The 23696-nt window shown below is 38.9% G+C and carries 23 protein-coding genes; 13 read left to right on the top strand and 10 right to left on the bottom strand.

The window, feature by feature from the left end:
- Nucleotides 1-61: 61 nt before the first annotated feature.
- The 3 genes from ACFOJ8_RS05065 to ACFOJ8_RS05075 all read right to left on the bottom strand — a co-directional run bounded on the left by ACFOJ8_RS05065 (nucleotide 62) and on the right by ACFOJ8_RS05075 (nucleotide 2418).
- Entirely contained in the window at nucleotides 62-1039 is a 978-nt protein-coding gene (locus ACFOJ8_RS05065) for an alpha/beta hydrolase fold domain-containing protein (protein ID WP_380652595.1), read from the bottom strand.
- Between the two features lie 185 nt (nucleotides 1040-1224).
- Nucleotides 1225-1485 carry a DUF2188 domain-containing protein gene (locus ACFOJ8_RS05070; RefSeq protein ID WP_380652593.1) on the bottom strand — a complete coding sequence of 87 codons (261 nt, stop codon included), beginning with the start codon at nucleotides 1483-1485 and terminating at the stop codon, nucleotides 1225-1227.
- Between the two features lie 69 nt (nucleotides 1486-1554).
- The gene (locus ACFOJ8_RS05075) at nucleotides 1555-2418 is read right to left on the bottom strand and encodes a putative RNA methyltransferase (RefSeq protein WP_380652591.1); all 864 of its coding nucleotides are present in this window, start codon (nucleotides 2416-2418) and stop codon (nucleotides 1555-1557) included.
- A gap of 139 nt (nucleotides 2419-2557) precedes the next feature.
- Here ACFOJ8_RS05075 and ACFOJ8_RS05080 point away from each other — a divergent pair, with 139 nt between their 5' ends.
- The 4 genes from ACFOJ8_RS05080 (at nucleotide 2558) to ACFOJ8_RS05095 (ending at nucleotide 6946) form a co-directional block, all read left to right on the top strand.
- On the top strand, nucleotides 2558-3046 hold the full coding sequence (locus ACFOJ8_RS05080; RefSeq protein WP_380659887.1) for a MarR family winged helix-turn-helix transcriptional regulator: 489 nt from the start codon (nucleotides 2558-2560) through the stop codon (nucleotides 3044-3046).
- A complete protein-coding gene (locus ACFOJ8_RS05085; protein ID WP_380652587.1) occupies nucleotides 3033-4379 on the top strand; it encodes a dihydrolipoyl dehydrogenase family protein in 1347 nt (448 codons plus the stop codon). Before ACFOJ8_RS05080 ends, ACFOJ8_RS05085 begins: the two co-directional genes overlap by 14 nt.
- Nucleotides 4380-4434: 55 nt before the next feature.
- The gene (locus ACFOJ8_RS05090; protein WP_380652584.1) at nucleotides 4435-5283 is read left to right on the top strand and encodes an aldo/keto reductase; all 849 of its coding nucleotides are present in this window, start codon (nucleotides 4435-4437) and stop codon (nucleotides 5281-5283) included.
- A gap of 313 nt (nucleotides 5284-5596) precedes the next feature.
- Nucleotides 5597-6946, top strand: coding sequence for a dihydrolipoyl dehydrogenase family protein (locus ACFOJ8_RS05095; RefSeq protein ID WP_380652581.1), 1350 nt, complete (start codon nucleotides 5597-5599; stop codon nucleotides 6944-6946).
- Between the two features lie 159 nt (nucleotides 6947-7105).
- On the opposite strand, the gene abc-f is transcribed toward ACFOJ8_RS05095, so the two are convergent.
- Entirely contained in the window at nucleotides 7106-8587 is a 1482-nt protein-coding gene (abc-f, locus tag ACFOJ8_RS05100) for a ribosomal protection-like ABC-F family protein (protein ID WP_380652578.1), read from the bottom strand.
- Between the two features lie 407 nt (nucleotides 8588-8994).
- Nucleotides 8995-9264: a hypothetical protein gene (locus tag ACFOJ8_RS05105; RefSeq protein WP_380659888.1), complete on the bottom strand. Its 270-nt coding sequence runs from the start codon at nucleotides 9262-9264 to the stop codon at nucleotides 8995-8997.
- Between the two features lie 78 nt (nucleotides 9265-9342).
- On the opposite strand from ACFOJ8_RS05105, the gene ACFOJ8_RS05110 reads away from it, so the two are divergent.
- Nucleotides 9343-10440 (top strand): DsrE/DsrF/DrsH-like family protein, encoded by a 1098-nt coding sequence (locus ACFOJ8_RS05110; RefSeq protein WP_380652573.1) that lies wholly within the window; start codon nucleotides 9343-9345, stop codon nucleotides 10438-10440.
- A 124-nt stretch (nucleotides 10441-10564) separates the two neighbouring features.
- Here ACFOJ8_RS05110 and ACFOJ8_RS05115 read toward each other — a convergent pair whose 3' ends face one another.
- A complete protein-coding gene (locus ACFOJ8_RS05115) occupies nucleotides 10565-11104 on the bottom strand; it encodes a GNAT family N-acetyltransferase (protein WP_380652571.1) in 540 nt (179 codons plus the stop codon).
- 84 nt (nucleotides 11105-11188) lie between these two features.
- Between ACFOJ8_RS05115 and ACFOJ8_RS05120 the strand changes: the two genes are divergently transcribed.
- The 6 genes from ACFOJ8_RS05120 to ACFOJ8_RS05145 all read left to right on the top strand — a co-directional run bounded on the left by ACFOJ8_RS05120 (nucleotide 11189) and on the right by ACFOJ8_RS05145 (nucleotide 18199).
- Nucleotides 11189-11698 carry a cupin domain-containing protein gene (locus ACFOJ8_RS05120; protein WP_380652569.1) on the top strand — a complete coding sequence of 170 codons (510 nt, stop codon included), beginning with the start codon at nucleotides 11189-11191 and terminating at the stop codon, nucleotides 11696-11698.
- Between the two features lie 337 nt (nucleotides 11699-12035).
- Nucleotides 12036-12887, top strand: coding sequence for a formyltetrahydrofolate deformylase (gene purU / locus ACFOJ8_RS05125; protein WP_380652566.1), 852 nt, complete (start codon nucleotides 12036-12038; stop codon nucleotides 12885-12887).
- A 530-nt stretch (nucleotides 12888-13417) separates the two neighbouring features.
- Nucleotides 13418-13645, top strand: a complete 228-nt coding sequence (locus ACFOJ8_RS05130) for a hypothetical protein (protein WP_380659889.1) — start codon at nucleotides 13418-13420, stop codon at nucleotides 13643-13645.
- A gap of 46 nt (nucleotides 13646-13691) precedes the next feature.
- On the top strand, nucleotides 13692-15098 hold the full coding sequence (locus tag ACFOJ8_RS05135; RefSeq protein ID WP_380652563.1) for a hypothetical protein: 1407 nt from the start codon (nucleotides 13692-13694) through the stop codon (nucleotides 15096-15098).
- Nucleotides 15099-15591: 493 nt separating this feature from the next.
- A complete protein-coding gene (locus ACFOJ8_RS05140; protein WP_380652561.1) occupies nucleotides 15592-16959 on the top strand; it encodes a hypothetical protein in 1368 nt (455 codons plus the stop codon).
- Nucleotides 16952-18199: a hypothetical protein gene (locus ACFOJ8_RS05145; protein WP_380652559.1), complete on the top strand. Its 1248-nt coding sequence runs from the start codon at nucleotides 16952-16954 to the stop codon at nucleotides 18197-18199. The genes ACFOJ8_RS05140 and ACFOJ8_RS05145 overlap by 8 nt, the downstream gene beginning before the upstream one ends.
- A gap of 219 nt (nucleotides 18200-18418) precedes the next feature.
- Here ACFOJ8_RS05145 and ACFOJ8_RS05150 read toward each other — a convergent pair whose 3' ends face one another.
- Both ACFOJ8_RS05150 and ACFOJ8_RS05155 read right to left on the bottom strand, forming a co-directional pair.
- On the bottom strand, nucleotides 18419-20245 hold the full coding sequence (locus tag ACFOJ8_RS05150; protein ID WP_380652556.1) for a DUF262 domain-containing protein: 1827 nt from the start codon (nucleotides 20243-20245) through the stop codon (nucleotides 18419-18421).
- A gap of 8 nt (nucleotides 20246-20253) precedes the next feature.
- Entirely contained in the window at nucleotides 20254-20502 is a 249-nt protein-coding gene (locus ACFOJ8_RS05155) for a DUF262 domain-containing protein (protein ID WP_380652553.1), read from the bottom strand.
- A 136-nt stretch (nucleotides 20503-20638) separates the two neighbouring features.
- Here ACFOJ8_RS05155 and ACFOJ8_RS05160 point away from each other — a divergent pair, with 136 nt between their 5' ends.
- Nucleotides 20639-21055, top strand: a complete 417-nt coding sequence (locus ACFOJ8_RS05160; protein ID WP_380652550.1) for a hypothetical protein — start codon at nucleotides 20639-20641, stop codon at nucleotides 21053-21055.
- A 279-nt stretch (nucleotides 21056-21334) separates the two neighbouring features.
- Here ACFOJ8_RS05160 and ACFOJ8_RS05165 read toward each other — a convergent pair whose 3' ends face one another.
- Nucleotides 21335-22417 carry a PIN domain-containing protein gene (locus ACFOJ8_RS05165; protein WP_380652548.1) on the bottom strand — a complete coding sequence of 361 codons (1083 nt, stop codon included), beginning with the start codon at nucleotides 22415-22417 and terminating at the stop codon, nucleotides 21335-21337.
- Between the two features lie 59 nt (nucleotides 22418-22476).
- Between ACFOJ8_RS05165 and ACFOJ8_RS05170 the strand changes: the two genes are divergently transcribed.
- Nucleotides 22477-22731 carry a hypothetical protein gene (locus tag ACFOJ8_RS05170; protein ID WP_380652547.1) on the top strand — a complete coding sequence of 85 codons (255 nt, stop codon included), beginning with the start codon at nucleotides 22477-22479 and terminating at the stop codon, nucleotides 22729-22731.
- 301 nt (nucleotides 22732-23032) lie between these two features.
- Here ACFOJ8_RS05170 and ACFOJ8_RS05175 read toward each other — a convergent pair whose 3' ends face one another.
- A complete protein-coding gene (locus ACFOJ8_RS05175; protein WP_380652545.1) occupies nucleotides 23033-23668 on the bottom strand; it encodes a hypothetical protein in 636 nt (211 codons plus the stop codon).
- Nucleotides 23669-23696: the final 28 nt, after the last annotated feature.

The raw sequence follows: 23696 nt of genomic DNA on the forward strand, positions 1-23696 counted from the left end.
TTGATTTTTATGATGTTTCGACTATAACAGATTTTAAGCAGTTATAGAATAGGATTGGGCGCTACTCCATTGTCTCGAGCAACGCCAGAATCTGCTGTCTAGCTTCACGCCCTTCCTTGATTGGGTAGAGCGGGAAAATATGGTTCATCCACGGATATTCATAGTAAACAAAATCCACACGCGCTTCTTTAAGCAGGGAGGCAAATTTTCTTGCATCCGGCAGACAGACTTCCCGTGTGCCCGCAAACATGGCAATCTTCGGCAGATCCTTCAAGTCACCGTACATTGGTGAAAGCCTGTAGTCCGATGGATCCGCACCACCCGACCACGCGCGCCCAACATCCTTCAGGCTTGTAACGCTGAGCATCGGATCAAGCGCCTGATAGACACCCACCTCTGGATTTTCAACGGAAATATCGAGCCATGGGGACATGAGAATCAGTAATTTCGGCATCGGGTGTCCATGTGATCTGAGCCACTGGCTGAGACCGAGTGCAAGTCCCCCGCCTGCTGAATCTCCCATCAGCGCCAGCCCTTCTGGATGCGCTTTGGCCAGATCGATATACAAGTCGGACACCACCTGATAGGCGTCCTTGAACGTATATTCAGGTGTTTTCGGATAGATCGGTACGATGAATTCCATGCCGCTATCCTGGACCATACGATCTACGAAAAGCCAATGGAACAGTGACGGCTGGTTGATATAGCCGCCCCCATGCAGATAAAGCATGCTCCGTGCCGGCTTTTCTTTCCCGGGCCAGACCCTGAACACTTTCATGCCATCCTTGTAGAAGACTTCGACTTCGGAATTCATAAGCCCATCAGCGACCTTATGCTCCTTGCGATTTTCTTTGATTTTGGCATCGATTCGATTCTGATCCAGTGGTTCAGCACCCGAGTTTACGATTCTGATCACATCCTCTGCCACTCGGCTGCCGATGCTGCCGTTATGGAGGCGGAGTGCACGCAAGGAATATAGCGTTGCGGTAGCCCCTGCGATAGAAGCCAGGGCTGTTGAAACTTTCAGTGTCCGGTTCATCTGACCTACTCCTTTTATATATCGGGTAAATCTTTCCTTCTATATGGAACGGAAAGATTGTTACATCCACTCTTTACCCGATTGATTAGCAATAAAGTCGAAAGCATGCTTAAAACTTTTTCTATACAGCAAAAAAGACATCCATATGCTTGAATGTCTTTGGGACTTATGATTTTAGCCATTTGCTACTGATCGTATTCAACCTGCTTTTCGATCGTGCCTTCATCGTCATGAATGATAGCTTTGGACTGCGCTTCTTCAGCGCGTTTCTTTGCTTCATCAATCGCTTCGTTCTTGTTGTCTGAAGTGAAAACTGGATTATCCTGTCCTTCTTCTTTGACTGCCCATTTCTTATCATCCCCTGGGACTACGTGATAGCGTGCATCACTTGTGCCTTCTCTTTTTTCAAAGTAGTTACCACGATTGGCATTGTTCTGTTCTGTCATTCTACCCCTCCTAGTGTAAGTTACCATTCACTTTACCTCAAGGAGTAAAACGCTAAACACTCGACCTATTTAATTGGTCTGTCTACCGACTAGTATTTCAAGGTCAATCGTCACTGGCCTACTTTTTGAGATAAAATTATCTAAGTCCCCGTCTTCATGATGCCACGCAAGCGGCGACATCCGGATTAAATTGGCAAGTGCGGATTGATCAAGCATGACCTGCTCTGTTAGACAAACCCGCTCGAGCACTTCAAAGTGTTCTTCGAATAAGGCTATCGTTCCAGCATTGTCATAGTCTGCCTTGTCTGTATCTTGGTAGAGTGCTTGGCGCAGTTCTGAAAGGTAACCTGACCGAGGGACCACTTTGATGACGATGCCGCTTGGTTTGATCACCCGGTTGAATTCATTATAGTTGGCCGGCGAGAGGATGTTCAAAATGACATCACAACTGCCAGCTTTCATCGGCAGGTTGGCCAGATCACCGACCAACCAGATTGAATCCGGGTAGTTTTTTGCTGCCAGCAGAATGCCTCCTTTGGCGATATCGAGTCCAATGCCAATATGTCCCGCGCCAGCCTTTTTTAGAATTTGTTCCATATGGGAGCCTTCCCCACTGCCTGCGTCCAATATGGTCATAGGACCCGGCGCTAATTGGCGATGTATGATATCCACAACGGCTTCGTGCATCTTCGCATAGAATCCGCTATTTAAAATAAAGTCTCTGCGGTTTTCAAATAGTGCTTGATCATACTGGGTAGCGACCGGTCGGCTCAGCATATTGACATAGCCTTGTTTGGCAAAATCGAATGTATGGTTATTACTACATACGAGACTGGTCAGTGACAAGACTTTCATCCCTGCGCCACACATCGGGCATTGTATCTGCGCTACATATTCGCTGACAAGCGTGGCACTGCGTTCTTTCTTCTTCATCGTATTCCTCCATCCGCATCACTTACCTCCACCTAATAATAGAGGATGCGCGCTCTTCCATCAATTCTTTGAAGCATATGTTTTGAAAGATGATGCGGATTAATCTACACTTCAATTAATCGTGCACGATTGAAAGTAGGTGAATGATTTGCAGACAGATGGTTTCAAGCTGGCCAACCAGCTCTGTTTTTCGGTCTATAATACGAGTCGGCTCTTTACGAAATTCTACCAGCGCGCGCTTTCGGATTTCGGATTGACCTACTCGCAGTATCTTGTAATGATGGCGCTTTGGGAAGAGGGCGGACGGACGCTCCACCAGATCGGTGAGGCCCTCTACTTAGAAAGCAATACCCTAACCCCGGTACTCCGCCGGATGGAGGAAGCCGGATGGCTGACACGCGAGAAATCTCCCCACGACAGACGTCAGTTGACGGCACACCTGACCGAGCGCGGCCGGGCGGCTGAAGCCCCCATACAGAAAGCGATTGCCGCATGCATCGGCAAGGAACATCTTGATATCGATCAGTACAAAGACGCACAGGCAACCATCAACCAGCTTGAAGAGACGCTGAGAACTTTATTAACAGATGAATCAAAAATGGAGGATGACAACAATGGCAGACTATAATTATGACGTAACATTCATCGGCAGTGGACACGCCGCATGGCATGCAGCCCTGACACTTAGGCAAGCAGGCAAGTCCGTCGCAATCATTGAGAAGGATACAATCGCAGGCACATGCACCAACTACGGCTGTAATCCGAAAATTCTTCTCGAAGGACCGTTCGAAGTTCTAGAGAAACTCGGACACTACGAAGGAATCTTAAGTCAAGATGTGTCCGTCGACTGGCCGGCACTCATGGAATATAAGAAGCAAGTCATCAACCCGATGTCTGACGGCATGCAGCAGATGATGGAACAAGCTGGCATCGACATTCTCATGGGCCACGGCAAACTCCAAGATGCCCGTACAATCCAAGTGGACGATCGGACGATTACTTCAGAATATATCGTCATCGCTACTGGGCAGCATAGTAATGTCTTGGATATCACAGGTAAGGAGCATTCACACACAAGCCGTGAGTTTATGGATCTTGAAGTGTTACCGCGCCGTATTACTTTCATCGGTGGCGGCATCATTACGTTTGAATTTGCTTCAATCGCCGTCAAAGCAGGTGCCGAAGTCCACATCATCAACTACTCTGATGACTACCTAGAAGGGTTCCACACCGGTCATGTCGATCAGTTGATGGATAAACTGAAGGCAGAAGGCGTCCAGTTCCATTCTAACGAAAGTACAACAGAAATCGTTAAGAACGAAGCAGACTATACGCTTAAAACCGAATCCGGCTTAGCACTCGATACTGACTATGTTGTAGATGCGACGGGGCGCGTACCGAACGTTGCAGGTATCGGACTCGAGAACGCGGGCGTCCGTTATTCTAAAAAAGGTGTCGAAGTGGATGCTTACTTGCGTACAGCGCAAAAGCACATCTACGCAAGTGGTGACGTGCTCGATAAGGATATTCCAAAACTGACACCAACCGCAACGTTCGAATCGGATTACATCGCAGCGAATATCCTTGGCATGAATCCGGATCCAATCGAGTACCCGGCCATTCCGATGGTACTCTATACGCTCCCTCGCCTTTCTTCTATCGGTGTCACTGTGGCGCAAGCAAAAGAAGACGATAGTTATACGGTGAAAACCGTGAAGTTCGGCGAGCGCATGGTATTCGAGTATAAAAATGAGACGGAAGCACAGATGGATATCGTCCTCAATCAGAACAAGCAGCTCGTCGGTGTTGAAATCTACGGCAATGATGCAGCAGATCTCATTAACGTACTGACATTCGCTGTCAATCAGCAGGTCACCGTCAAAGATCTCTCCAGCATGATCTTCGCTTTCCCAAGCCCATCTAGCGGCGTTCTCGATCTTCTTAAGTTTGAGATGCTGTAAAGATGGTATATAATGCATATGTACCAAATACTTGAGACAAAGCGAGGCAATAGATATGCAGAATTTGACAGATACGTTCACACTATCCAACGGTACTGAAATCCCATGTGTCGGTTTTGGCACTTGGCAGACACCAGATGGAAAGACGGCAGTAAACTCAGTAAAGAAAGCCATCGAATCCGGCTATCGCCATATCGATACAGCCGCGGCATATAAAAACGAAGGCAGCGTCGGGCAGGCCATCAAAGAATCCGGCGTCGCCCGTGAAGATCTTTTCGTTACAAGCAAGCTATGGAACTCGGAGCGTGGTTACGAGAAAACAAAAGCCGCTTTCGAACAGACCTTGAAAGAGCTCGATACAGACTATCTCGACCTCTACCTCATCCACTGGCCAGCGAACGAAAAGCAGTTCGACAACTGGAAAGAGATCAACAACGAAACGTGGAGAGCCATGACTGAGCTTCATGAAGCAGGCAAAGTCAAAGCAATCGGTGTATCCAACTTCATGACTAACCACTTGGAGCCACTTCTTGAATTCGAAGTGAAACCGATGGTCAACCAGATCGAATACCACCCGGGTCACACGCAGGATGGTGTCGTTGACCTCTGTAAACAGTACGATATCCTTGTTGAAGCATGGAGTCCAATCGGATCCGGCCGTCTGCTTGAAGACGAGTCACTGAAGGAGATTGCAGAGAAATACGACAAATCCGTGGCACAGCTATGTATCAGATATGTACTGCAGAATGGTGCATTGCCACTGCCGAAATCCGTCACACCAGAAAGAATTGAAGAGAATACTCATGTATTCGACTTCGAAATCTCTGATGAAGACATGAAACAGATGGATGCAATGGAGAACGTCGGCTTCTCCGGTATGAACCCGAATGACGTCGATTTCTAAACCAAATACGCATTGTAACGAGGATACTTGATGTATCCTCGTTTTTCTGTTGTTGAAAAATTATGTTATTCGTTGTGTCGGCATAACTATACAAGGCCAAAAGCATTGAAAGTACAGAGGACTTTAAAGCCACTATAAACCGACTCTTAAAGTTATCCCTAATACTAGGTGGATATACGCCATTGTATTAGTGCACTAGGAAACCGATTTTATCAATAATTGAATTTGAAAATTGATTAGCATATGCGTTTAACCCACGCCGTTTTAGAGAAAAGATGTGAGAAACCACTTAACCTGAATAGGAGCGACTCAAATGAAAACAAACTTTGATTTAATTGTCATCGGTACAGGTTCTGCCACAGCGACTGCCATAAAGTGCAAAGAAGCAGGATGGGAAGTCGCCGTGATAGATTCTCGTCCCTATGGAGGCACTTGTCCATTGAGAGGATGCGATCCTAAAAAAGTACTTGTAGGGGCAGCCGAAATGATTGATGACGCAGAAAGGATGCAGGGGAAGGGTTTGGCTTCTCAACCCTCCATCAATTGGTCAGAATTGATGGCATTCAAGCGGACATTCACAGAACCGATACCTGAAGGAACGGTAAAGAAACTGCATAAAGCAGGGATTCATATGTTCCACGGCCATGCCTCGTTTATCGACGAAGAAACGATTGAAGTTGCGGATCACCAGTTGACTGGCACGCACATACTGATTGGGACTGGGGCAAAACCGGTCGAGTTGCCGATTGAAGGAATCGAATATCTGACACACAGCGATGAATTCCTAGAACTAGATAAACTGCCTTCAAAAGTTATTTTTATAGGTGGCGGCTATATCTCTTTTGAATTCGCGCATATCGCAGCGCGAGCGGGTGCCGAAGTACATATCATTCAGCGAGGAGAGAAACCGCTCAAACACTTTGACCCAGACCTTGTAGACCTACTGGTCAAAAGTTCGGAAGAGAACAGTATTCAAGTTCACTTGAACACTGAGGTGAAATCCATTAAGGAAGCCGGCTCTTCCCTTACGGTCGAAGGTGTGAAAAATGATGACGCATTCAAACTGGAAGGTGATCTTATTGTCCACGGGGGCGGGCGCGTTCCCAATATCGACGGTCTAAATCTTGAAAAAGGAAATGTCGACTGGGAGAAAGAAGGCATCTCTGTTAATGAACATCTGCAAAGTACCAGCAACCCCCGTGTCTATGCGGCCGGAGACGCAGCAGCCACAAAAGGACTGCCTCTGACACCAGTTGCCGCAATGGAAACCCAAATAGTAGCGTCCAATCTCCTCAATGAAAATAAACGGACCCCGGATTATACAGTGATGCCGAGTGTCGTATTTACACTTCCAAAACTGTCAGCAGTCGGACTGTCAGAAAAAGCCGCTAGAGAACAAGGCTACAACATCAGAGTCAATAAAATCGACACTTCTGAATGGTATACCTATCAACGCAAGAATGAAAAATACGCGATGGCCAAAATTATTATCGATGAAGATTCGGATTGCGTCCTCGGCGCCCACTTACTCAGTCGAGAAGCAGATGAACTCATTAACCACTTCGCTACTGCGATTCAGTTCAAACTGAAAACAGAGGACCTTAAACAGATGATTTATGCCTACCCTACTGGTGGTTCTGATATTGGATCTATGCTTGAATAATTGGGGTAAATCCTACTGCTTTTTTACAACTATCCGAACTCGCTAAACGATGAAGCTCCCCTGATTTACGAGTGTAAATCAGGGGAGCTTACTGTTGCGATAAACTATCAGAAAGTCAACGGCTACTTGAACCGTGAGTATATTAGTACCCGCCAGCTATTACTTCTTTTGACTGACCAATCTTTTCTTCTCTTCAAGCAGTTCCTTGAATGTCTTATCCAGCGCTTCGGTAGAACCGTCCGCCATGTCACTCAGCACTTGGGAAATCTTATTTTCAACTACCATCAGTGCTTCATTCGTCTCATCTCTGGAACGTACGGTCATATTCTCTTTCAGGCCTTTGTCTTTGATGACATATTCCTTATCTGAAACATTCTCCTTAAACCGCCTATCGTGACTGATGGTCAAGACGGCATTTGGGTAATTCACAATCATGGACTCCAGTGCTTCAACCGAACTGACATCGAGATAATTGGTCGGTTCATCTAAAACCAGGATATCCGCATCCATCACCAGTATTTTCACAAGCTGCACTTTGATGCGTTCTCCACCACTGATCAGTCTGACCGGCTTATGGACATCATTCCGCCTGATGCTGAGCCGACCAAGTATGATGCGCACTGTTGTCTCATCATAGATGGCTGTTTCCATCACATTCTCAAGGATGGTCCATTCCTCATCCAGCCCTTCTAGATTCTGATGGAAGTAGCCAATAGTGAGTTGTCTTTCGTACTTCGCACATATTTGATTGATAAGTGTCGTCTTGCCACTACCGTTTGGCCCGCTGATGGCCACCTTTTCGCCGTTCCGAATATATAGACCGGCATTCTGTATCAATGTCCGATCGCCGATGCCGACACTGTCTTCAAACCGAATGATCATCTTGTGGCCGTATTTGTTTTCCGTCGCACTATGGAACAGGATTTCCTTCTCCTCGACTGGCTTCTCCTTCTCATCAAGATGATCAAGCCTGGATGCCATCGCCTTAGATGTACTGTGCAGTTTTTTCTGCAGTCTGTTGAAGTATGGACTCGATCCACTATCCCCATGATCGACCCCTTCTGCTACATTGGCGCGTGCTGCCTGATCATTCTTGCGTTTGATCTTATTTTCAATGGCCTTTTTCTCATTCACATACTGGCGGTATTCTTCCTGCTGGCGCTTAAGCTTCTCTTCTTGGATCTGTTTGAACTTCGTATAGTTGCCGGGATACTTGAAGAGTGTCTTTTGTTCAATCGACCAGATCTCGCGTGCGATTTGATCGAGAAAATGCCGGTCATGCGAAATGACGATCGCAATACCGTCATAGCGCTTCAGTTTCCCTGTCAGCCATTTAATATTGTTCTCATCCAGATGGGTCGTCGGTTCATCGAGCAAAAGTATTTGGCTGTACTGCTTCAGGCCATCGAGCAGATACTGCTTCGTCGTCTCTCCACCACTCTTCGTTGCTTCTCTCTCCTTGATCTGCGGGACGTATGTGACATTGTCATGCGTTTCTAAAATGTGCCGGAGCAGTGTCGTCTTCCCCGACCCGTTGTCACCGATCAGTCCGATGATTGTCGGTGTTGCGACGCGTGCCTGATCCACATGCAGCAGCTGTTCCCCTTCGACTTCCAATGTTAAGTTATTGATTTCCAACATAAAAAAGCACCTCTTTTCCTGTCGGAATAAGGCGCATATATCCAAAAATAGGTATGACAAATACACGTACTTGCCCACTTTATCCGATATAACCCTTATTCCAACATAAATTTCCATCACGAAATAAACCATGACGTATTATGTTGTCGTTTAGAATAAGGATTATTTTTTCATCGGCCTAAAGTTCACCCCTTTTACTTGTTGGTGCAATTTTATCACTTTAATCCATCCCGGGCAACGGCTGTTGCGTAAATCCCCTATTTAAAGATTGAGAAAGGATCCACTCCCCAATCCTAGCGACATCGTTAAATCAATGTATCGCTGGTATTTGACTGGATGCACCCGTCTATATATAATCAATACAACCAGAGGGTCGCGCCGATGGCCGAACTGGGTATGTAGGCACACTACGACAAGAAATTATCAATAGAATTCATCGGCAACAGAGCCAGATCAACGGCGTACTGAAAATGATTAATTAAGGCAGAAGCTGCATCCAGCTCAGTGCAACTAGAAACGTACTCAAGCGGCGAATGTATATCCTCGTTAGTTAAAAATCCTTTGGCGTTCGACAAGTAAACGATGTATAGGCCATATGCCATTGTATGGGACTCGGAAGTGGTTAAACTACTGAACAAAAGCAGATGGGTGTCACCTGTATTTCTGACACTCTTCATGAGACCTGTGCGCTATTCGATGAAAGAAAAAGATGCATATCCCTATAGGTATAAGAAACAGGAGGATGAGTGAAGACGATGAGCGATACACAAACGAAGTACCATATTAATGATGCCGACCAGCTGTTCAAAGAAAATGAATATCTTTTGGATGTACGTGAACCGTTCGAATATGAGGCGGGTCATATTGGTGAGGCGGTTAATATATCTGTAAATGAAATCGACTCCCGCCTCCGGGAACTTCCAAAGGACAAAAAGATCCATGTGTACTGCCAACGCGGAAAACGCGGCGCCAGCGCAGTGGAGATACTGAATGACCATGGGTTTGACGCGGTGAATCTGGAAGCAGGCTACGCCGCCTACACGGGGCAATACGACAGTGCAAATGCAGTAGGTGGAAATCGAGGTGCATCAGCCGAGAATATTGTGATTGATCCGAAGCGGATCATGGTCGAAGCCAGCGGTCTTCAATGCCCCGGTCCACTCCTTAAAGTCAATGAAGTAATGGGCACACTTGAAGCAGGCCAGCAGATGGAAATTACGGTGACGGACTTCGGCTTTTGTTCCGATGTAGAAGCTTGGGCACACAAGACCGGCCACACAATCCTTAGAAATGAAAAATCAACAGACAAGGTCGTTGTCGTGCTGCAAAAAAACGCACCGGTAAGTAAAGACGATTCAGATGCCCACCAGATGGTCGAAACGAAGGACGGCGCAACCATGGTCGTATTCAGTGGCGACATGGATAAAGCACTGGCATCATTCATCATCGCCACCGGTGCAAGAAGCATGGGCAAGGACGTCACCATGTTCTTCACATTCTGGGGCCTCAACATCATCAAGGATCCGAATGCACCAAAGAAGAAAAAAACCGGATTGGATAAGGCCTTCAGCATGATGATGCCGAAATCCGCTGCCAAACTGCCGATTTCCAACATGAACATGTTCGGACTCGGAAGCCGGATGATCCAGCATGTCATGAAGAAGAAAAAAGTCGATGCCCTGACTGAAATGATCGATAAAGCCGATAAACTCGGTGTTAAGATGATTGCCTGCACGATGAGTATGGACATCATGGCCATCGAGCGTGACGAACTGCTGCCAAACGTTGACTTCGGCGGTGTGGGCACTTATATCGGTGATGCGGAAAACGGCAACCTGAATCTGTTCATCTGAATGCACAAGGCCACGAAGTGCACGCCGACCTTGATATTATATGAAAAAAATATTAAAGGCATGTTTCCTATATTTCTACAGGAAACATGCCTTTTGACCTTGATGAGTCGCCAAGGTTCTCCAATCATCTATCCTTCAGATTGAGACTCATCAGATGCTCATCATAATATCGTTCACCATCAAACATCGCTTTCGGTTCTGTGCCATATATTTCAAACCCGAATGATTCGTAAAATGCCAGAGCCCTTATATTCTCAGTAACTACTGAGAGGTTGATGTTCTCCACTCCGTCCAGTCCCCTTACCTGATCAATCAGATGAAGCACCACTTCTTTTGCGATGCCGGTGCCTCTGTACTCACTCTTACAGTACATCGCGACCAAGCTTCCTTTATGCTTCGACTTCACGCCTTGTGACCGAATGAAAGCAGCGGTGCACACAAGTTCTGCTCCGTCAAAGCCGCCTACAGTAAACTGAGTGTCGGAAGCTTCTATACGCTGTTCAAAGTCCGTAAGTGACAATTCGATTTCCCGCGCATAGGTCGAACCGAACGCACTCGGATCTGTTTTCAATCCTTCCAGCCTCAGCAACAGGTACTGCTTGGCATCGTCTGTATCTAATACTCTTATGTTGATGATAAGCCCTCCATTCTTTTCTCGCATCATTGTGAAACCAGTTTCTATTCTACACGATGATTACTTTCAGGTTGAAGAGGTAAATGGTCAATAACTACGATATGGAGGGATAAAATGAAGCGTACTGTAGACATTAAAATCATTCAATTGAAAGCGCAAGATGATGGTGGCATACCCAACCATCCGGAATTCCCCCTGCTCGTCTACAAGAATGTGTTCCAGGATGGCGATGATATTCCAGAGATACTGAATGCCAATGACTGGTCCGGAGAGTGGCTTGGATCGGTCCATCCGTTCCACCACTACCACAGCAACACCCACGAAGTGCTTGCGGTCAAAGCCGGCACTGCCACACTGCAGCTCGGCGGTGAACAGGGAGAGCAGATCAAAGCCGAAAAAGGCGATGTCATCATCCTGCCAGCCGGCTATGGTCATAAGAAAATAGAAGCGAGTGACGACTACGCAAACTATGGCGCCTATCCTGGTGGAGTCGACTTTGATATGTGCTATGGGAAAGCGGAAGAACGTCCTGAAAAGGTGGAGAACATCAAGCAGGTCCCAATCCCGGAATACGATCCGGTATTCGGGCATGATGGACCGCTATTCGACTACTGGAAAAAGTGAGCTTCACCATTTTAGATAAACCAGCAATCAACGTCATAAAATTAAAGCCAGGGAGATGCGACAATTCCGCCATTCTTCCTGGCTTTAATTTCTTCCTGCATCAAAGGTGATAGACCAGCACACCTCTATAACTCCATTGAATACCGTTTCCAGCAACTTCCCTCACTCCTACTGTCACATTTTGCTTGCGTAGTTATTTGAACTTTTAGTATGCTACTCATTATATCTATTCATGAAAATGCATTATATGAATGGACGACACAACCGCAATATATGAATTGAAAGAATTAAACCGGTTTAAATAAAGAAAGCACACTTAGACGAGGAGATTATGAACATGAATGATAAATATATTTTGTTGGCAAGCTGCAAGGACCAGGTAGGCATCACCAACCTGATTACTGGAATCATCTCAAAGTATGGTTCCAATATACTACACCTGGATCATTTTACCGAGTATGACCATGACAACTCTGAAGAAGGTCAATTGTATTTGAGGTTTGAATTTGAGAAAGTGGATGATTTGAAAGCTGCTCTGGAGCATGAACTCGAACAGAAGAACATCGATTTCGAGCTGTTTGATAGTGCTGTAAATACTAAGATTGCTTTGTTTGTTTCAAAAGAGGACCATGCGTTCAATGAAATACTACTCAGAGTCAAACGTGGCGAGATTCCAGCAGAAATCGTCTGTGCTGTAGGGAACCATGAAGACAATAGGCACTTTGCTGAAAGTCTTGGTGTGCCGTTCTATTATGTACCTAGCAATGAATCCAAAGACAAGGTCGAGGAGAAGATGCTCGCAATCTGCGAGGACCATGAAGTGGATCTAATTGTTCTGGCCAAATATATGCAGATCCTATCCGATGACTTTATCGATCACTACAAAGATAGAATCATCAATATACATCACTCGTTTCTACCATCATTCATCGGTGCGAATCCATATAAGCAGGCTTGGAAACGCGGCGTCAAGTTCGTCGGTGCGACGAGCCACTACGTTACTGCAGATTTGGATGAAGGACCAATCATCGAGCAGAATGTCATACGCGTCAATCACAGGTATGACGTGAAAAGTCTAAAAAAGATCGGTCGCCATGTAGAAGCATCGGTATTGGCGCAAGCAGTCGAGTATCATGTGTTTCATAAAGTAATAGTCAACAATGGCAATAAGACAATTATTTTTGATTAATAAAAAATAACCCGAATAATGGGCAACGCATAAAAAACGTCCATTATTCGGGTTTTCTGTATCCGATTATTAATCTCGAAATAATGAAACAAAGTATTGAAACGAGGTACGTTACAATACTTCATTTTTCAACATTCAAAATTAGAAAGTTAGATAACAATTAAAAAAAATTCAGATTCTCAAACCTCTTATCCACTTAATTCATAAAAGCTTCTGTTTACCTACCTTTTATGAACACACTTGTGCTAGATATGAATTAATCACTAATCTGCTAAAAGCATTATTGCAAATGAATAAGAGGATTAGTTCTTTAGATGGCAATAGAAAACTTCTGATAGGTTTTTAGTTTGTGAGTAAAATTAGAAATTCATATTCACTAATAAATATTTACATTATTTTGATTATATAGATAATTTATGGATGCGATGATATAATTATATTGTACTGTTAATTAAAATGCATTCGACTATTCGTCTTATCTTACTAAAATTGGGAGGTATAAAAATGGACTGTAAGACATACACCGACAAATGAGGTTCATAAAGAAACTAAAGGAGATAAAACAGGTTGTGGCTTTGATACCAATGAACATTCCGTTCATTGGGAAAAAACTTCAAGCAGATTTACATACGATAAAAATTGATGTAAAAACTACCATCACATTCAGTCAAAAGAAAAATTCAATTAGAACATTAAACGTTGGTGGAGTTCGCTCAACCCCATCAATGTTTCTAAATTTATATTTATTTCAAATATGATTGTTTCGTTTAAGCTTAACTATAGTAGGTTAGGGTGAGGTAAACGTTGAATAACGATAGTTATATTAAAATAGACGTATCAAAAATTGAAGAAGGAAAAAGTATGGTTGACGAGTTTGGAAAAATGTACTTAATCGATTATAGCTTGATTTCATCTACAAGATATAATAAACAAATTAATAATAGTTTAATATCGAGACTTGAATCCAACGATCATACATACATATTTAAGTGCAATCGAAATGATTACGGTAATATAGATTTGGATAGCTTAGATGAAAAGTTGTACGAGAACCTTAAATCAATTACTTTATTAAACGAAAAAAACAATGATTTTCAAGCAGCTTGGTCAACTTTAAATAGTATAGTAATTCCAAATATTTTTGGAATAAATGACCTTTTAGGTTACTCCACATTAAACTTTACAACATTTATATTAAAGCCTTCAGTTATTGAATTGACTTTAGAAGAGTCTGATAAGGTAAAAACCACTATCTTTACAGTTATAAATGTTTATGAAAATGGTTTTATAGAATGTTTTCACTATTATTGCAATACTTATATGCGTGTAAGTGAACTATATCAGATTGCACATATTAATACATACTTATATCAATATTCGAATAAGAGTAATAGTTATAAAGGGAAGAGCATCTCGATATTAGATGAAAATAGTTTAGATTTCTACTTAACAAAAAACGTACTTGACTTATTGTCGGAAGATATAGTAATAGATAAAACTATATATAGTTTTATTATAATGAAGACATTAACTGAAAAGAGAAATTTAAGTGAAAAACTGCCGACTTTAAATTTAGTTTTTAGACCTATAAGAACAAGTAAAAAAGCGACTGAGTTTATTAACACAGATGAAATAGCCAGCTTTAAAAACATCCATTTTTTTGGTAACAAAAACCACTCATTCATCTATGCCGATAAGAATATTAGAGAGCTATATAACTCTAGTGACGATAAAATAACTAATTCAATATTTCTTAATATCTATCCTTCTTTATATGACTCACTAATAGATATTCATATCTATCAAAAACTCAGTACTATCTATGGCACGAAGGATGAAGTAGATCCAGTGGATTTATTAAATAAAAAGAAACAAATCTATTCTATTAAAAGACTGAAGGAAAGAGCTCTATCCCCTACTTTATTAACGGTAACTGAATTTTCGTTAATATTAAGAAAGAATCTTCTTCCTCTTGATTTTGAAAAAAAACTAGACTCTCATTATCAAGAAATGAATACATCTATAATGGATCTTCAACAAGATAATATTGTCAAAGGGCAAAACAAACTACAATTGATTTTACTTTTTATTTCAGTAGTTGCTTTAATACTTACTTTCATAAGCTTAGATTACAGTCTAAAAGCTAACCTTATCTTTTCCGGAATAATAAGCCTTATCTCCATAATGCTATACTTCGAAAAATTAGAGTGAAAAATAACATGTATTGTTATTCGGTTCTTTTGTATCTTCGTTTTTACTATCTCTTTTCTTATTTAACTACTATAGAGAGATCCTTTTTATTTTATTGTGTAAATATATGTCCTTAATACTATTTGTATTTAACATGTACCTCTTATAGCATAGTGAATATAATTTTTAAATTGTAACTTATAATACATTACTATCGACTATGAAGAGAAATAATGAGGTCTACTTATAACTTTAGAAATTGTATGAGCATCAATAAGTATAATTGCATCAATTTATAGTTTTTCATAGGAAGTTTATTTCATTACATATCGATTGTGAAAATAGGTTAGAAAGCTCTTTAGTCGTACCCTAAACAGTTATAATTTATAGATCCAGCCAGTCTAAATTTTTTATGAGCGTCCGAATGACCACTTTAAACTAAGTAGTTATTAATAATAGCTTTCAATACACCCATTATTAATGTCATAATTGTAATGATAAAGGAGAACATATAATGAAACAAAGAGAATACTTACATTTACTTAAAGAGACTAAAAATCTCGAAAGTATAGTTGATATTATAACTTTAATATTTGACGAGTTCAGTACTGATGAATATATTCCAGCTATAATAGAAGAAGGTTTATTTACAAGAGAAAAGGGAGAAGATTTTTACTTAAAATTAGTAGTTAAACATCAATCAATACCTTTGAAATCTACTTGGCTAAAGAATAACTTTGAATTTTTCTTAGAAGAGCCAAAAGAAGAATCAATAAACTCAAAAAATGACCAATTTATACAGAATGTAGTTACTCATAGAAATTTTAAATCCAATAAGTTATACCAACTTAACCCTCTGCTAGTCACAGATTACATCACAGAATATGAATATGATAATCCTACACATGTAAATACATTTTTTAATGAAGAATACTCCAACCTTAAAGGAAAACCTGTCTTTCAATATATAGACAATAATTTAATGATAATTAAAAGCAGCCTAAAGTATTATATTAATAAAACCGACAATAATATATACCCTAAATATGAGTTAGTTGCAGAGTTCGAATACAGAACACACTCTAAACACTTAGATTACAATTTTAAAAATGTACAAAGTAATAATGCTATAGTAAAAGCTGATATTAATGCCAATAGTATGTATATATTAGGAAGTGTAACACTTCCTATAAATGCACTTAGTATTGAAAGAGAGGCAGCAAGAAATATTAAAGTAGTTGACTTAAATTCATCTACAGCAAGAAGCCTTGATAGTACACATTACAACGGTGATACAACAGAAGGTTTTGTATGTTTCCAAAAGGAAGTTCTTGATAAGTTGAAAATTCATTATTACCTTTACGACGTAGTAATAATTAACAAAGAAAATACTGAAAATCAATATTTAATAGATGTATTAGATGACAAAGTTGTCTTTTGGGAAGCAGAATATAATAAACTACCAATTTCAATAAAAGACGAAATTGATTCCTATAATTTTATCCCAAAAGATATGACAGGTTTAATTAGTCCGGCAATGGCAGCCATGCAGTTAGAGGTTGATTGGAATTGGTCAGAAAAGCTCCAACCAAGTCAAAAACTATCTTATAAACTACGAGAAGACAATATAAAAAAAAGTATAGATATGGGATTAACTTTTTACGATCCAACTGATCAAGAAGAGTTTAGAATATTTATTATGAATATTGAGAATATTACTTCAATTAAACTTGAAAACTTCAATCCTAATCTTAGAGATGTAAAAAACCTAAAGGACATTAGAAACCAAGTGAGAATTAACGACAATCTAGAAGAGGGGTACTTATCTGTTCTATTCCAAAAGTACTGTTACGTTGTGCATGGGATGATGACCAATGGTTGATATCAAAGATTTAGATAGAAAGCTACTGTTCCTAGTTGGTCCAAATGGCTCTGGTAAAACACACGCGCTCAAGCAATCAATGGAAAATGTTGATGAAAAATGTATACTTATTACCGAAGACGGTAATCCTTTATTTGTTAAGAAAATAAATAAAGTGATTATAGATTATGAAAAAGCTTTATACAGTTATACCGAAGAAGAACAGCGTGGTAGAGGAGATCGATTATTAGAAGAGGATGAAATATCTGTTAATTCTTTAAATATTATTGATTTCTGCTATAAAAAATTCAAAAAGTTGAACCAAGTAATTAATAAATCAATGGGACAAGAGAAGTTAAATAACCTTTTAAAGATACTTTTGAGCTACAACTTAAATAACATAAAATTATTCTATTTTGATGAACCTGAAAACTTCTTAGACGAAGAGTATCTTAAAGAAGTAGCAAATTTAATTAGACTGTTGATAGAGAATGAAAAAGTGGTGCGTGTAGTAACTCATAACTCTAGATTATTGAGATTACTTAACGTTAACCTAGAAAATATTATTGTGTTAAAACAATACAAACAATTAAGTATAAGTAGCTTAAAGATAAAAGAATGTTATGAAGAAGTCAGGGAAAATATTGGTACTATAGTTAGAAACATAAATGCTGAAGAAAGTGCTCAGATTAATTACAGGTTAAGCTTCATAGATAATGATACTTTATTTGAAAGTTTTTTAAATCAATATTTAAAAGACGAACAATTTTATCGTACTCTATTTTATAAAGAAATACTTATCGTAGAGGGACAATCTGATATTATTGCATTAAATCATATAAAGGATAGTTTTGATGTATCGCTTGAGGTATTTAATCCAAACGGCAAAACCTTCATTCCATTCTTCGTTCTTTTGTTTAATATATTAGGGAAAAATATAAGAGTTGTAATAGATGATGATCTTGAAAATCCAACTGGTGCACGTTTAAAACATCCAGTGGCACTAACGCAATATTTAAAACAATTGAGCGAAGAACTAGACTTTCATTTGATCCTACACTCTCCAGACCTAGAAGGACATTATTCCATGGATTTAGATTCTATGGCAAGAAAATTTGGTATGAGTAATACTATACGAAACAGAGAAAAGGGAATGTTTAAGAGTTTATCGTCATTCGATTTTTTCAGTCAAAATGAGAATGCTGAGAGATTAAAAAAACATATATTTGCTATTAAAGATAGTTCCTTTGAACTTAGTTAGTTGTCATTAATCAAATTTATTTCCTCACTGGTCTCTAAAATTTACCTTGACATAGGTAGCATATTGATTTTCAAGGAAATGGCTATTATATTTTGAATTACTTATCTTAGCCTAATTAGAATCAGTATATAACAGTCACATTCAAAAAGAGAGACGTAACAACTATTACTGTCTCCCTTCTCCTCTGAGCTCTTTTATAGATATTTCATATCGTTTATTCTAGTTATTAATTATATCAACACTCAACTCATCATAAGCTATTTCATAAATGTCGAACAGTTCCATCAAGTACTTCATTTTAGCCCTATTGGAATAACTGGCAAACATATATAACCCAGGAATTATCGGAACTCTCTCCTCATGCGGTTCTGTATTAAATATTAACTTCAAACCTGATTGATCTAGATTGGCCAGCTTGAGAAGCGGATTGATGTCTTTTTCAGCTAGTACTTTTACAACCTCAATCATCATTGCCTTCCAGGTGTCTATAGGAACATAGTTATCATCTAAAAACGTATAGCCTTTGATATAACAATTCTTGAAAGTTTGTGTCCCATCAAAAATAACCATCTCCTGAATTACGGTTACTGGATTATATGAAGTACTTGGATACTCCCATATTTTCAAAGCTCTTTCGATGATTGTATTTCTTCTTTCAATAATTTCAGATTCTCCCCAAGTCTCTCTTGCCGCAGGAAGACGGTTTAAAAAGGCGAAATGACTATCTTTAAACCCTTTTTCTGTATTTTGCTTCTCGGTAAATGGTCGGTTACTATACTTGGAGTTATAACCAGTCAGCGTTAGATTACCAATAGAATTCAGGTATAGATCATGAATTTCTTGGTAGTTATCACCTAGTTCTTTCTGCCATTCCCTACTTAATGTTTGAGGCATAATGTGTTCAACACTGTAATCCTGGTTTTGAACGCCTTCGTAGATATTCAGATTTTCTATATGACCATGGTTTTCGAGTCTTTCGAACACGTATGTTCTTATCTTTGGACTGATATTATACATATTCCGTGATTTCAACGTCTCTTCAACTTCCTGATCAGTAGGGAATCGACCAGTACTTGATTTAGACAGTAGGAAATAGGCAATGATTTCAGATTCGGATACCGCATTATCCGACTTATGGATATGTTTTTTCATGTCCTTATACAGCGTCGAGAATATTTTATTCAGTGCGTTAGATGGAATAGCTGTTATCAAGCGTCTGGCTATATATGATTCTATGATATTAAAGATTAAGATGACTTGTTGCGCATCAATTTTGTTATCTGAGTAATCTTTTAAAATTCCTAGTATGAACGGTATAGCTACTGTAACGTTTACTTCTTCTATACGTTTTAGAAATTCATTTATTTTCTTGTTGTCAGTATTGAACTTTAGAATATGCTGGTATGCGATCGAGTATTCGGACAGTTTCTTAAAGAACTCTTTCTTGGTATTAGCTTCCGAAGCAGCTTCTTTTTCCAATGTCTCATAGAAATCTACGAAAGCTTCATATACTTTAGCAATGACTGGTGTTCTTCCTTCTTTTAAAGTAAGAAAGTCCTTGAAGAAATCGGACATTCTTAAATGTGTTCTTTCTTCAATCGGCTGCCAGTAATTATTAAACAATTCAAGTTGAAAGTTTCGTTCTTCATTCATGAGCAAGAAGTTTCTAATCTTATCTGCATTAGTCAGATCTACGCCAGTCGAGTTCAAGCTTTCAAAAATAAGCTGAGGATCATCATCTGGTGAGTTTAAATTGACAACCATCACCTGAAGCTTATTAATAGATTCAAACAACTCCTCCAGTGTTATATCAATCTCTCCGAGTCTCTGATAGAAATAGTTGTAGTTGATTGTGATATTTGATGTTTGATTGTGGACTCTTGGATCACCATATAGCTTCTTATATGCGTCGAAATCGCGAGGGTTGGAATTTAGCTTCTGTTTATCTGTATCACTACTGAAACTGTTGATCAGAAATCCATCATTTAAATTATGGGGATTAATCGTTTGCTGAACAATATTGTTTGCATCCATATAATTTTTCATAGCTAGAATTAGCAAAGATATTGTAGTAATCCTTTGTTGACATCAATGATGATGATTTCCTGTGAATAGTCCCCAGGTTTGACTACAATGCTCCCGAAGAAATGTGTTTGTTTCTGTTCTACGTTTAGTGTAACCAAATCATCAACGAGCCGTTTACAGTTTTCCTGATTCCAATCATAGTTTCTTTGATATACAGGAATAATCAGCTTCGTAGCACCTCTCAAGTATTCACTTATGTACCGTACATTACCTTCCATTAATACACTCCCTTAAGTACATTACTTACTAATACTATAACTGAAATAACAAACTATGAAAATCACTCATCAATCTATGAAAATATATGGTAATCTATTAATGAAATGTTCTATCTACAGAAGGAGGAAATAAATTATGCCCAAAGTCTACTTTATCAATACAAATAAAGCCCATAATCCTAAATCTGAGAGAGAAATGGTACAAAACCATAAATGTGCAGCTTACTATACTCCTTGGAAGTATTACATTGATACCATAGAAGCTAATGATTTAGTTTTTTTATATTCAAGTGACGTAGGAGTCATTGGTCGGGGGATAGCAACTGGGATTGTTGAATTAAAAGATTATGAAGATAATGAGAATGAAGAACACTACATGCACCTGAATCGCTTCGAACTATTAGAGAAACCTTTAAAAGCAGCTGAAGTAACTTCTGTTATACGAAATACGGCAGGTGATGATTTTAAGATTCAATGGAATCAAACAATGATACTAATTCCACATCAATTCGGAATAAGAGTTTGGCAACATATTACTAAGCATTGTTTATAGATGTGTTCTCCATTTAATAATTTAAGTTTTTATATGCCTCTTAATCATTCTAAGCTACTATTCAATACTATTATAAATATCCTAGAGTCTACATTTTTATTAGATTGTGATAATTAACTTGAGTAACGAGAGTAGTCGGTTAAGAAATAACAAAACCGTACTCTGATGGAGAAGAGCTCAAATTTAGCAGGTAGCAGGTTTACTCTCTCTTACAATGCTTACATTTATTTGTTGGCTCAATACTAAGGATATTATTCTATTCAGATAAAAGTAGCAGCCTTATATATAATTTTCGTCTGAAAGTGTTAGTCCAATAATATCTAAAGAAACAATGTTTTCTTTATCCAAAGAAATATCTACATATATATTTGAGTGGAAAGTTTTTGAAAGACCCTCATGAGATCCCCTGGCCTGTACTTCAATTAAGGCAAAATAATCGCCTTCGATATCGTAAGAAGAAAATTCAGCTGGTAATAGGTTGTTGATAGTGAAATCAGTAATTTCAAAAATTCTGACCCCTGAGCCATAAGCTTCTAAATCTTCTAACCAGTGCTTATATTGAAGTTGTAGATCATTTATACTATTTTGAAGAGACTCTTTTACATATTCAGATTCCTTTATTTGTTTAACTAGTGAAGATGAAACTTTCTCAGAAATAGAAATTAAATAAGAAGATACTTTTTCGTGATCACCAAAAATTTTAATTGGTTCATCGAATGTACTGTGATATTCTTTCTCTAAGTCTTGATCAAAACCCTTATCTTTTGAAAAAAGTATAATTTCATATTGAGGATGATTTTCTTTATAGTTAATCATATTTTCCCATAGAACTGCGTCTTTAAATCCTTTATCCGATTTCCCTTTTTCACCTTCAAAAGGACGCCTTTTTTCTAAAGCCCTCTCAAGTATAGAATGAAAGGAAACATCGTGCATTTTCATATTAGTCAAAATACCATATTCATCTAGAACATTATTACGAATCGTTTCTAGTCCTTGGTTAGTGTGTTCTTCTACACTAAATGTTTCATCCCATTTTAACTCTATTCCTGGTAATATAGTGGTTCTAACGATACTCTTTAATTTTTTGACATTTGATTGATAAGTCTCAATGTATTGTCTTCTAAGTTCTTCTAAAACAATATCTGGCACAACTAAATCTACAAATTCAACGATATCTAACTCTATAAGGGTGTCATGTATTTTAACAATATTCCCTGTTAGCCTAACAGGAGAATCAAAATCAATACTCCCCCTAAGGGTATTCGTATCAAAGATTATACATATTTTTCTATCTAAACCTTTTGTTGAATTAGCTTCCACACGGTTAGATGTATTAGGGGTGCTTTCGAAGTTCTGTCTCAATGTATTTCCTCCTTTTTATAATATCTTAGCTTTCGATTGTTCATGGGGGCAAATACTTTATGAGCATTCTATTCGCTGTTGAGATTGATTTCAACCAGAACCAGCTTTTGGATAAAAATCAGCAAATTTTCAATCTTCACGTTAGCTGGAAAGAGTGTTTTGATATCTCGGTAGCGGTTAATCATATCTTCTATCAGTTCCTAGATCTGCTTCGTCTTTCGATTTTATTCTCGTTGATAGTACCGGACTTTATACCTGTTGTTCAGCAGGCTGTTGATGTTAGTCGCTTCACTCTTGATATAGCCCATCACTAGTCCACCTATTCAATATCTTTATTGTCCAAGTAATGAAACTATAAAGACATAGTCAGTTGTAGCAGACACTAGCAGAGGCAATATTTTCATACTATACTGCTGACTCAACGCCCTTTCTACCATTGAATTTACCTTCACTATAGTAAAAAATATAAAACTTACATAAACAATTAATGATAATTCCATAGATATTTACACTTAAATACATGCTAAATCAAACTAATTTTGAAATCTTCTATAAATTATTCATGAAAGATATAAATCTATTCATTCGTTTACATTTAATTACTCATTACTTTCTCTAAGGCTTCTTCTTTGAGTATTCAAACGATCTTTCAGCTTTTTCGAGACTACTGAGATCAATTGTGTATCCTTTATTACGATGTATCTGCGGGTATTCTCCAAAAAGTTTGAAATAATCTTGGAGGATTAGATTGCGAATAATTCTAGCTTTGTTAATTTCGCTCCAATTAGAATGTATCAAATCTAAATATAACTCTCTTGTTACATATTTAGGTCGGCCAACTGTATGTCTATGGTCATCGTATCTACTAGGGTTTAAATCCAACTCTGCTTGAAGCTCATATTTTGTGAAATGTACGGTCCAATTCCTTTGATTATAAAAAGTATTTATTATCTCTTTACTTCCTTGATTGATTTTAGGTAATTCAATATCTAATTCCTTCTCAATTCTCTTTCTCAACATTTTGTAAGAAACAGAATGGTTTTGAGAATCACCAACAATGTTATTTAATCTAGTAAAATAGAAAAATGATTGTGTCCGAAATTTATCATACTTATCAAACTTTATTTTTTTAAAGGGTAGTTCACCCCTCAATCTATACTTATTGGTAGTTTTTTCTGCAGAATCTAATTCATTAACAAAATGGTAGAACATAAACTTAAATTGATTTTTTAAGTTATTAACTCTAATCACTTCCCCTAACTAAATTCTTATTTAAACT

It is taken from the genome of Salinicoccus sesuvii (assembly GCF_042648145.1).
Taxonomy (GTDB): Bacteria; Bacillota; Bacilli; order Staphylococcales; family Salinicoccaceae; genus Salinicoccus; species Salinicoccus sesuvii.

Bases quoted from the DNA above. Each gene is read 5' to 3' on its own strand.
- ACFOJ8_RS05065 (WP_380652595.1), bottom strand. From the start codon at position 1,039: ATGAACCGGACACTGAAAGTTTCAACAGCCCTGGCTTCTATCGCAGGG.
- ACFOJ8_RS05070 (WP_380652593.1), bottom strand. From the start codon at position 1,485: ATGACAGAACAGAACAATGCCAATCGTGGTAACTACTTTGAAAAAAGA.
- ACFOJ8_RS05075 (WP_380652591.1), bottom strand. From the start codon at position 2,418: ATGAAGAAGAAAGAACGCAGTGCCACGCTTGTCAGCGAATATGTAGCG.
- ACFOJ8_RS05085 (WP_380652587.1), top strand. From the start codon at position 3,033: ATGGCAGACTATAATTATGACGTAACATTCATCGGCAGTGGACACGCC.
- ACFOJ8_RS05090 (WP_380652584.1), top strand. From the start codon at position 4,435: ATGCAGAATTTGACAGATACGTTCACACTATCCAACGGTACTGAAATC.
- ACFOJ8_RS05095 (WP_380652581.1), top strand. From the start codon at position 5,597: ATGAAAACAAACTTTGATTTAATTGTCATCGGTACAGGTTCTGCCACA.
- abc-f (WP_380652578.1), bottom strand. From the start codon at position 8,587: ATGTTGGAAATCAATAACTTAACATTGGAAGTCGAAGGGGAACAGCTG.
- ACFOJ8_RS05105 (WP_380659888.1), bottom strand. From the start codon at position 9,264: ATGAAGAGTGTCAGAAATACAGGTGACACCCATCTGCTTTTGTTCAGT.
- ACFOJ8_RS05110 (WP_380652573.1), top strand. From the start codon at position 9,343: ATGAGCGATACACAAACGAAGTACCATATTAATGATGCCGACCAGCTG.
- ACFOJ8_RS05115 (WP_380652571.1), bottom strand. From the start codon at position 11,104: ATGATGCGAGAAAAGAATGGAGGGCTTATCATCAACATAAGAGTATTA.
- ACFOJ8_RS05120 (WP_380652569.1), top strand. From the start codon at position 11,189: ATGAAGCGTACTGTAGACATTAAAATCATTCAATTGAAAGCGCAAGAT.
- purU (WP_380652566.1), top strand. From the start codon at position 12,036: ATGAATGATAAATATATTTTGTTGGCAAGCTGCAAGGACCAGGTAGGC.
- ACFOJ8_RS05130 (WP_380659889.1), top strand. From the start codon at position 13,418: ATGAGGTTCATAAAGAAACTAAAGGAGATAAAACAGGTTGTGGCTTTG.
- ACFOJ8_RS05140 (WP_380652561.1), top strand. From the start codon at position 15,592: ATGAAACAAAGAGAATACTTACATTTACTTAAAGAGACTAAAAATCTC.
- ACFOJ8_RS05145 (WP_380652559.1), top strand. From the start codon at position 16,952: ATGGTTGATATCAAAGATTTAGATAGAAAGCTACTGTTCCTAGTTGGT.
- ACFOJ8_RS05150 (WP_380652556.1), bottom strand. From the start codon at position 20,245: ATGAAAAATTATATGGATGCAAACAATATTGTTCAGCAAACGATTAAT.
- ACFOJ8_RS05155 (WP_380652553.1), bottom strand. From the start codon at position 20,502: ATGGAAGGTAATGTACGGTACATAAGTGAATACTTGAGAGGTGCTACG.
- ACFOJ8_RS05160 (WP_380652550.1), top strand. From the start codon at position 20,639: ATGCCCAAAGTCTACTTTATCAATACAAATAAAGCCCATAATCCTAAA.
- ACFOJ8_RS05170 (WP_380652547.1), top strand. From the start codon at position 22,477: ATGAGCATTCTATTCGCTGTTGAGATTGATTTCAACCAGAACCAGCTT.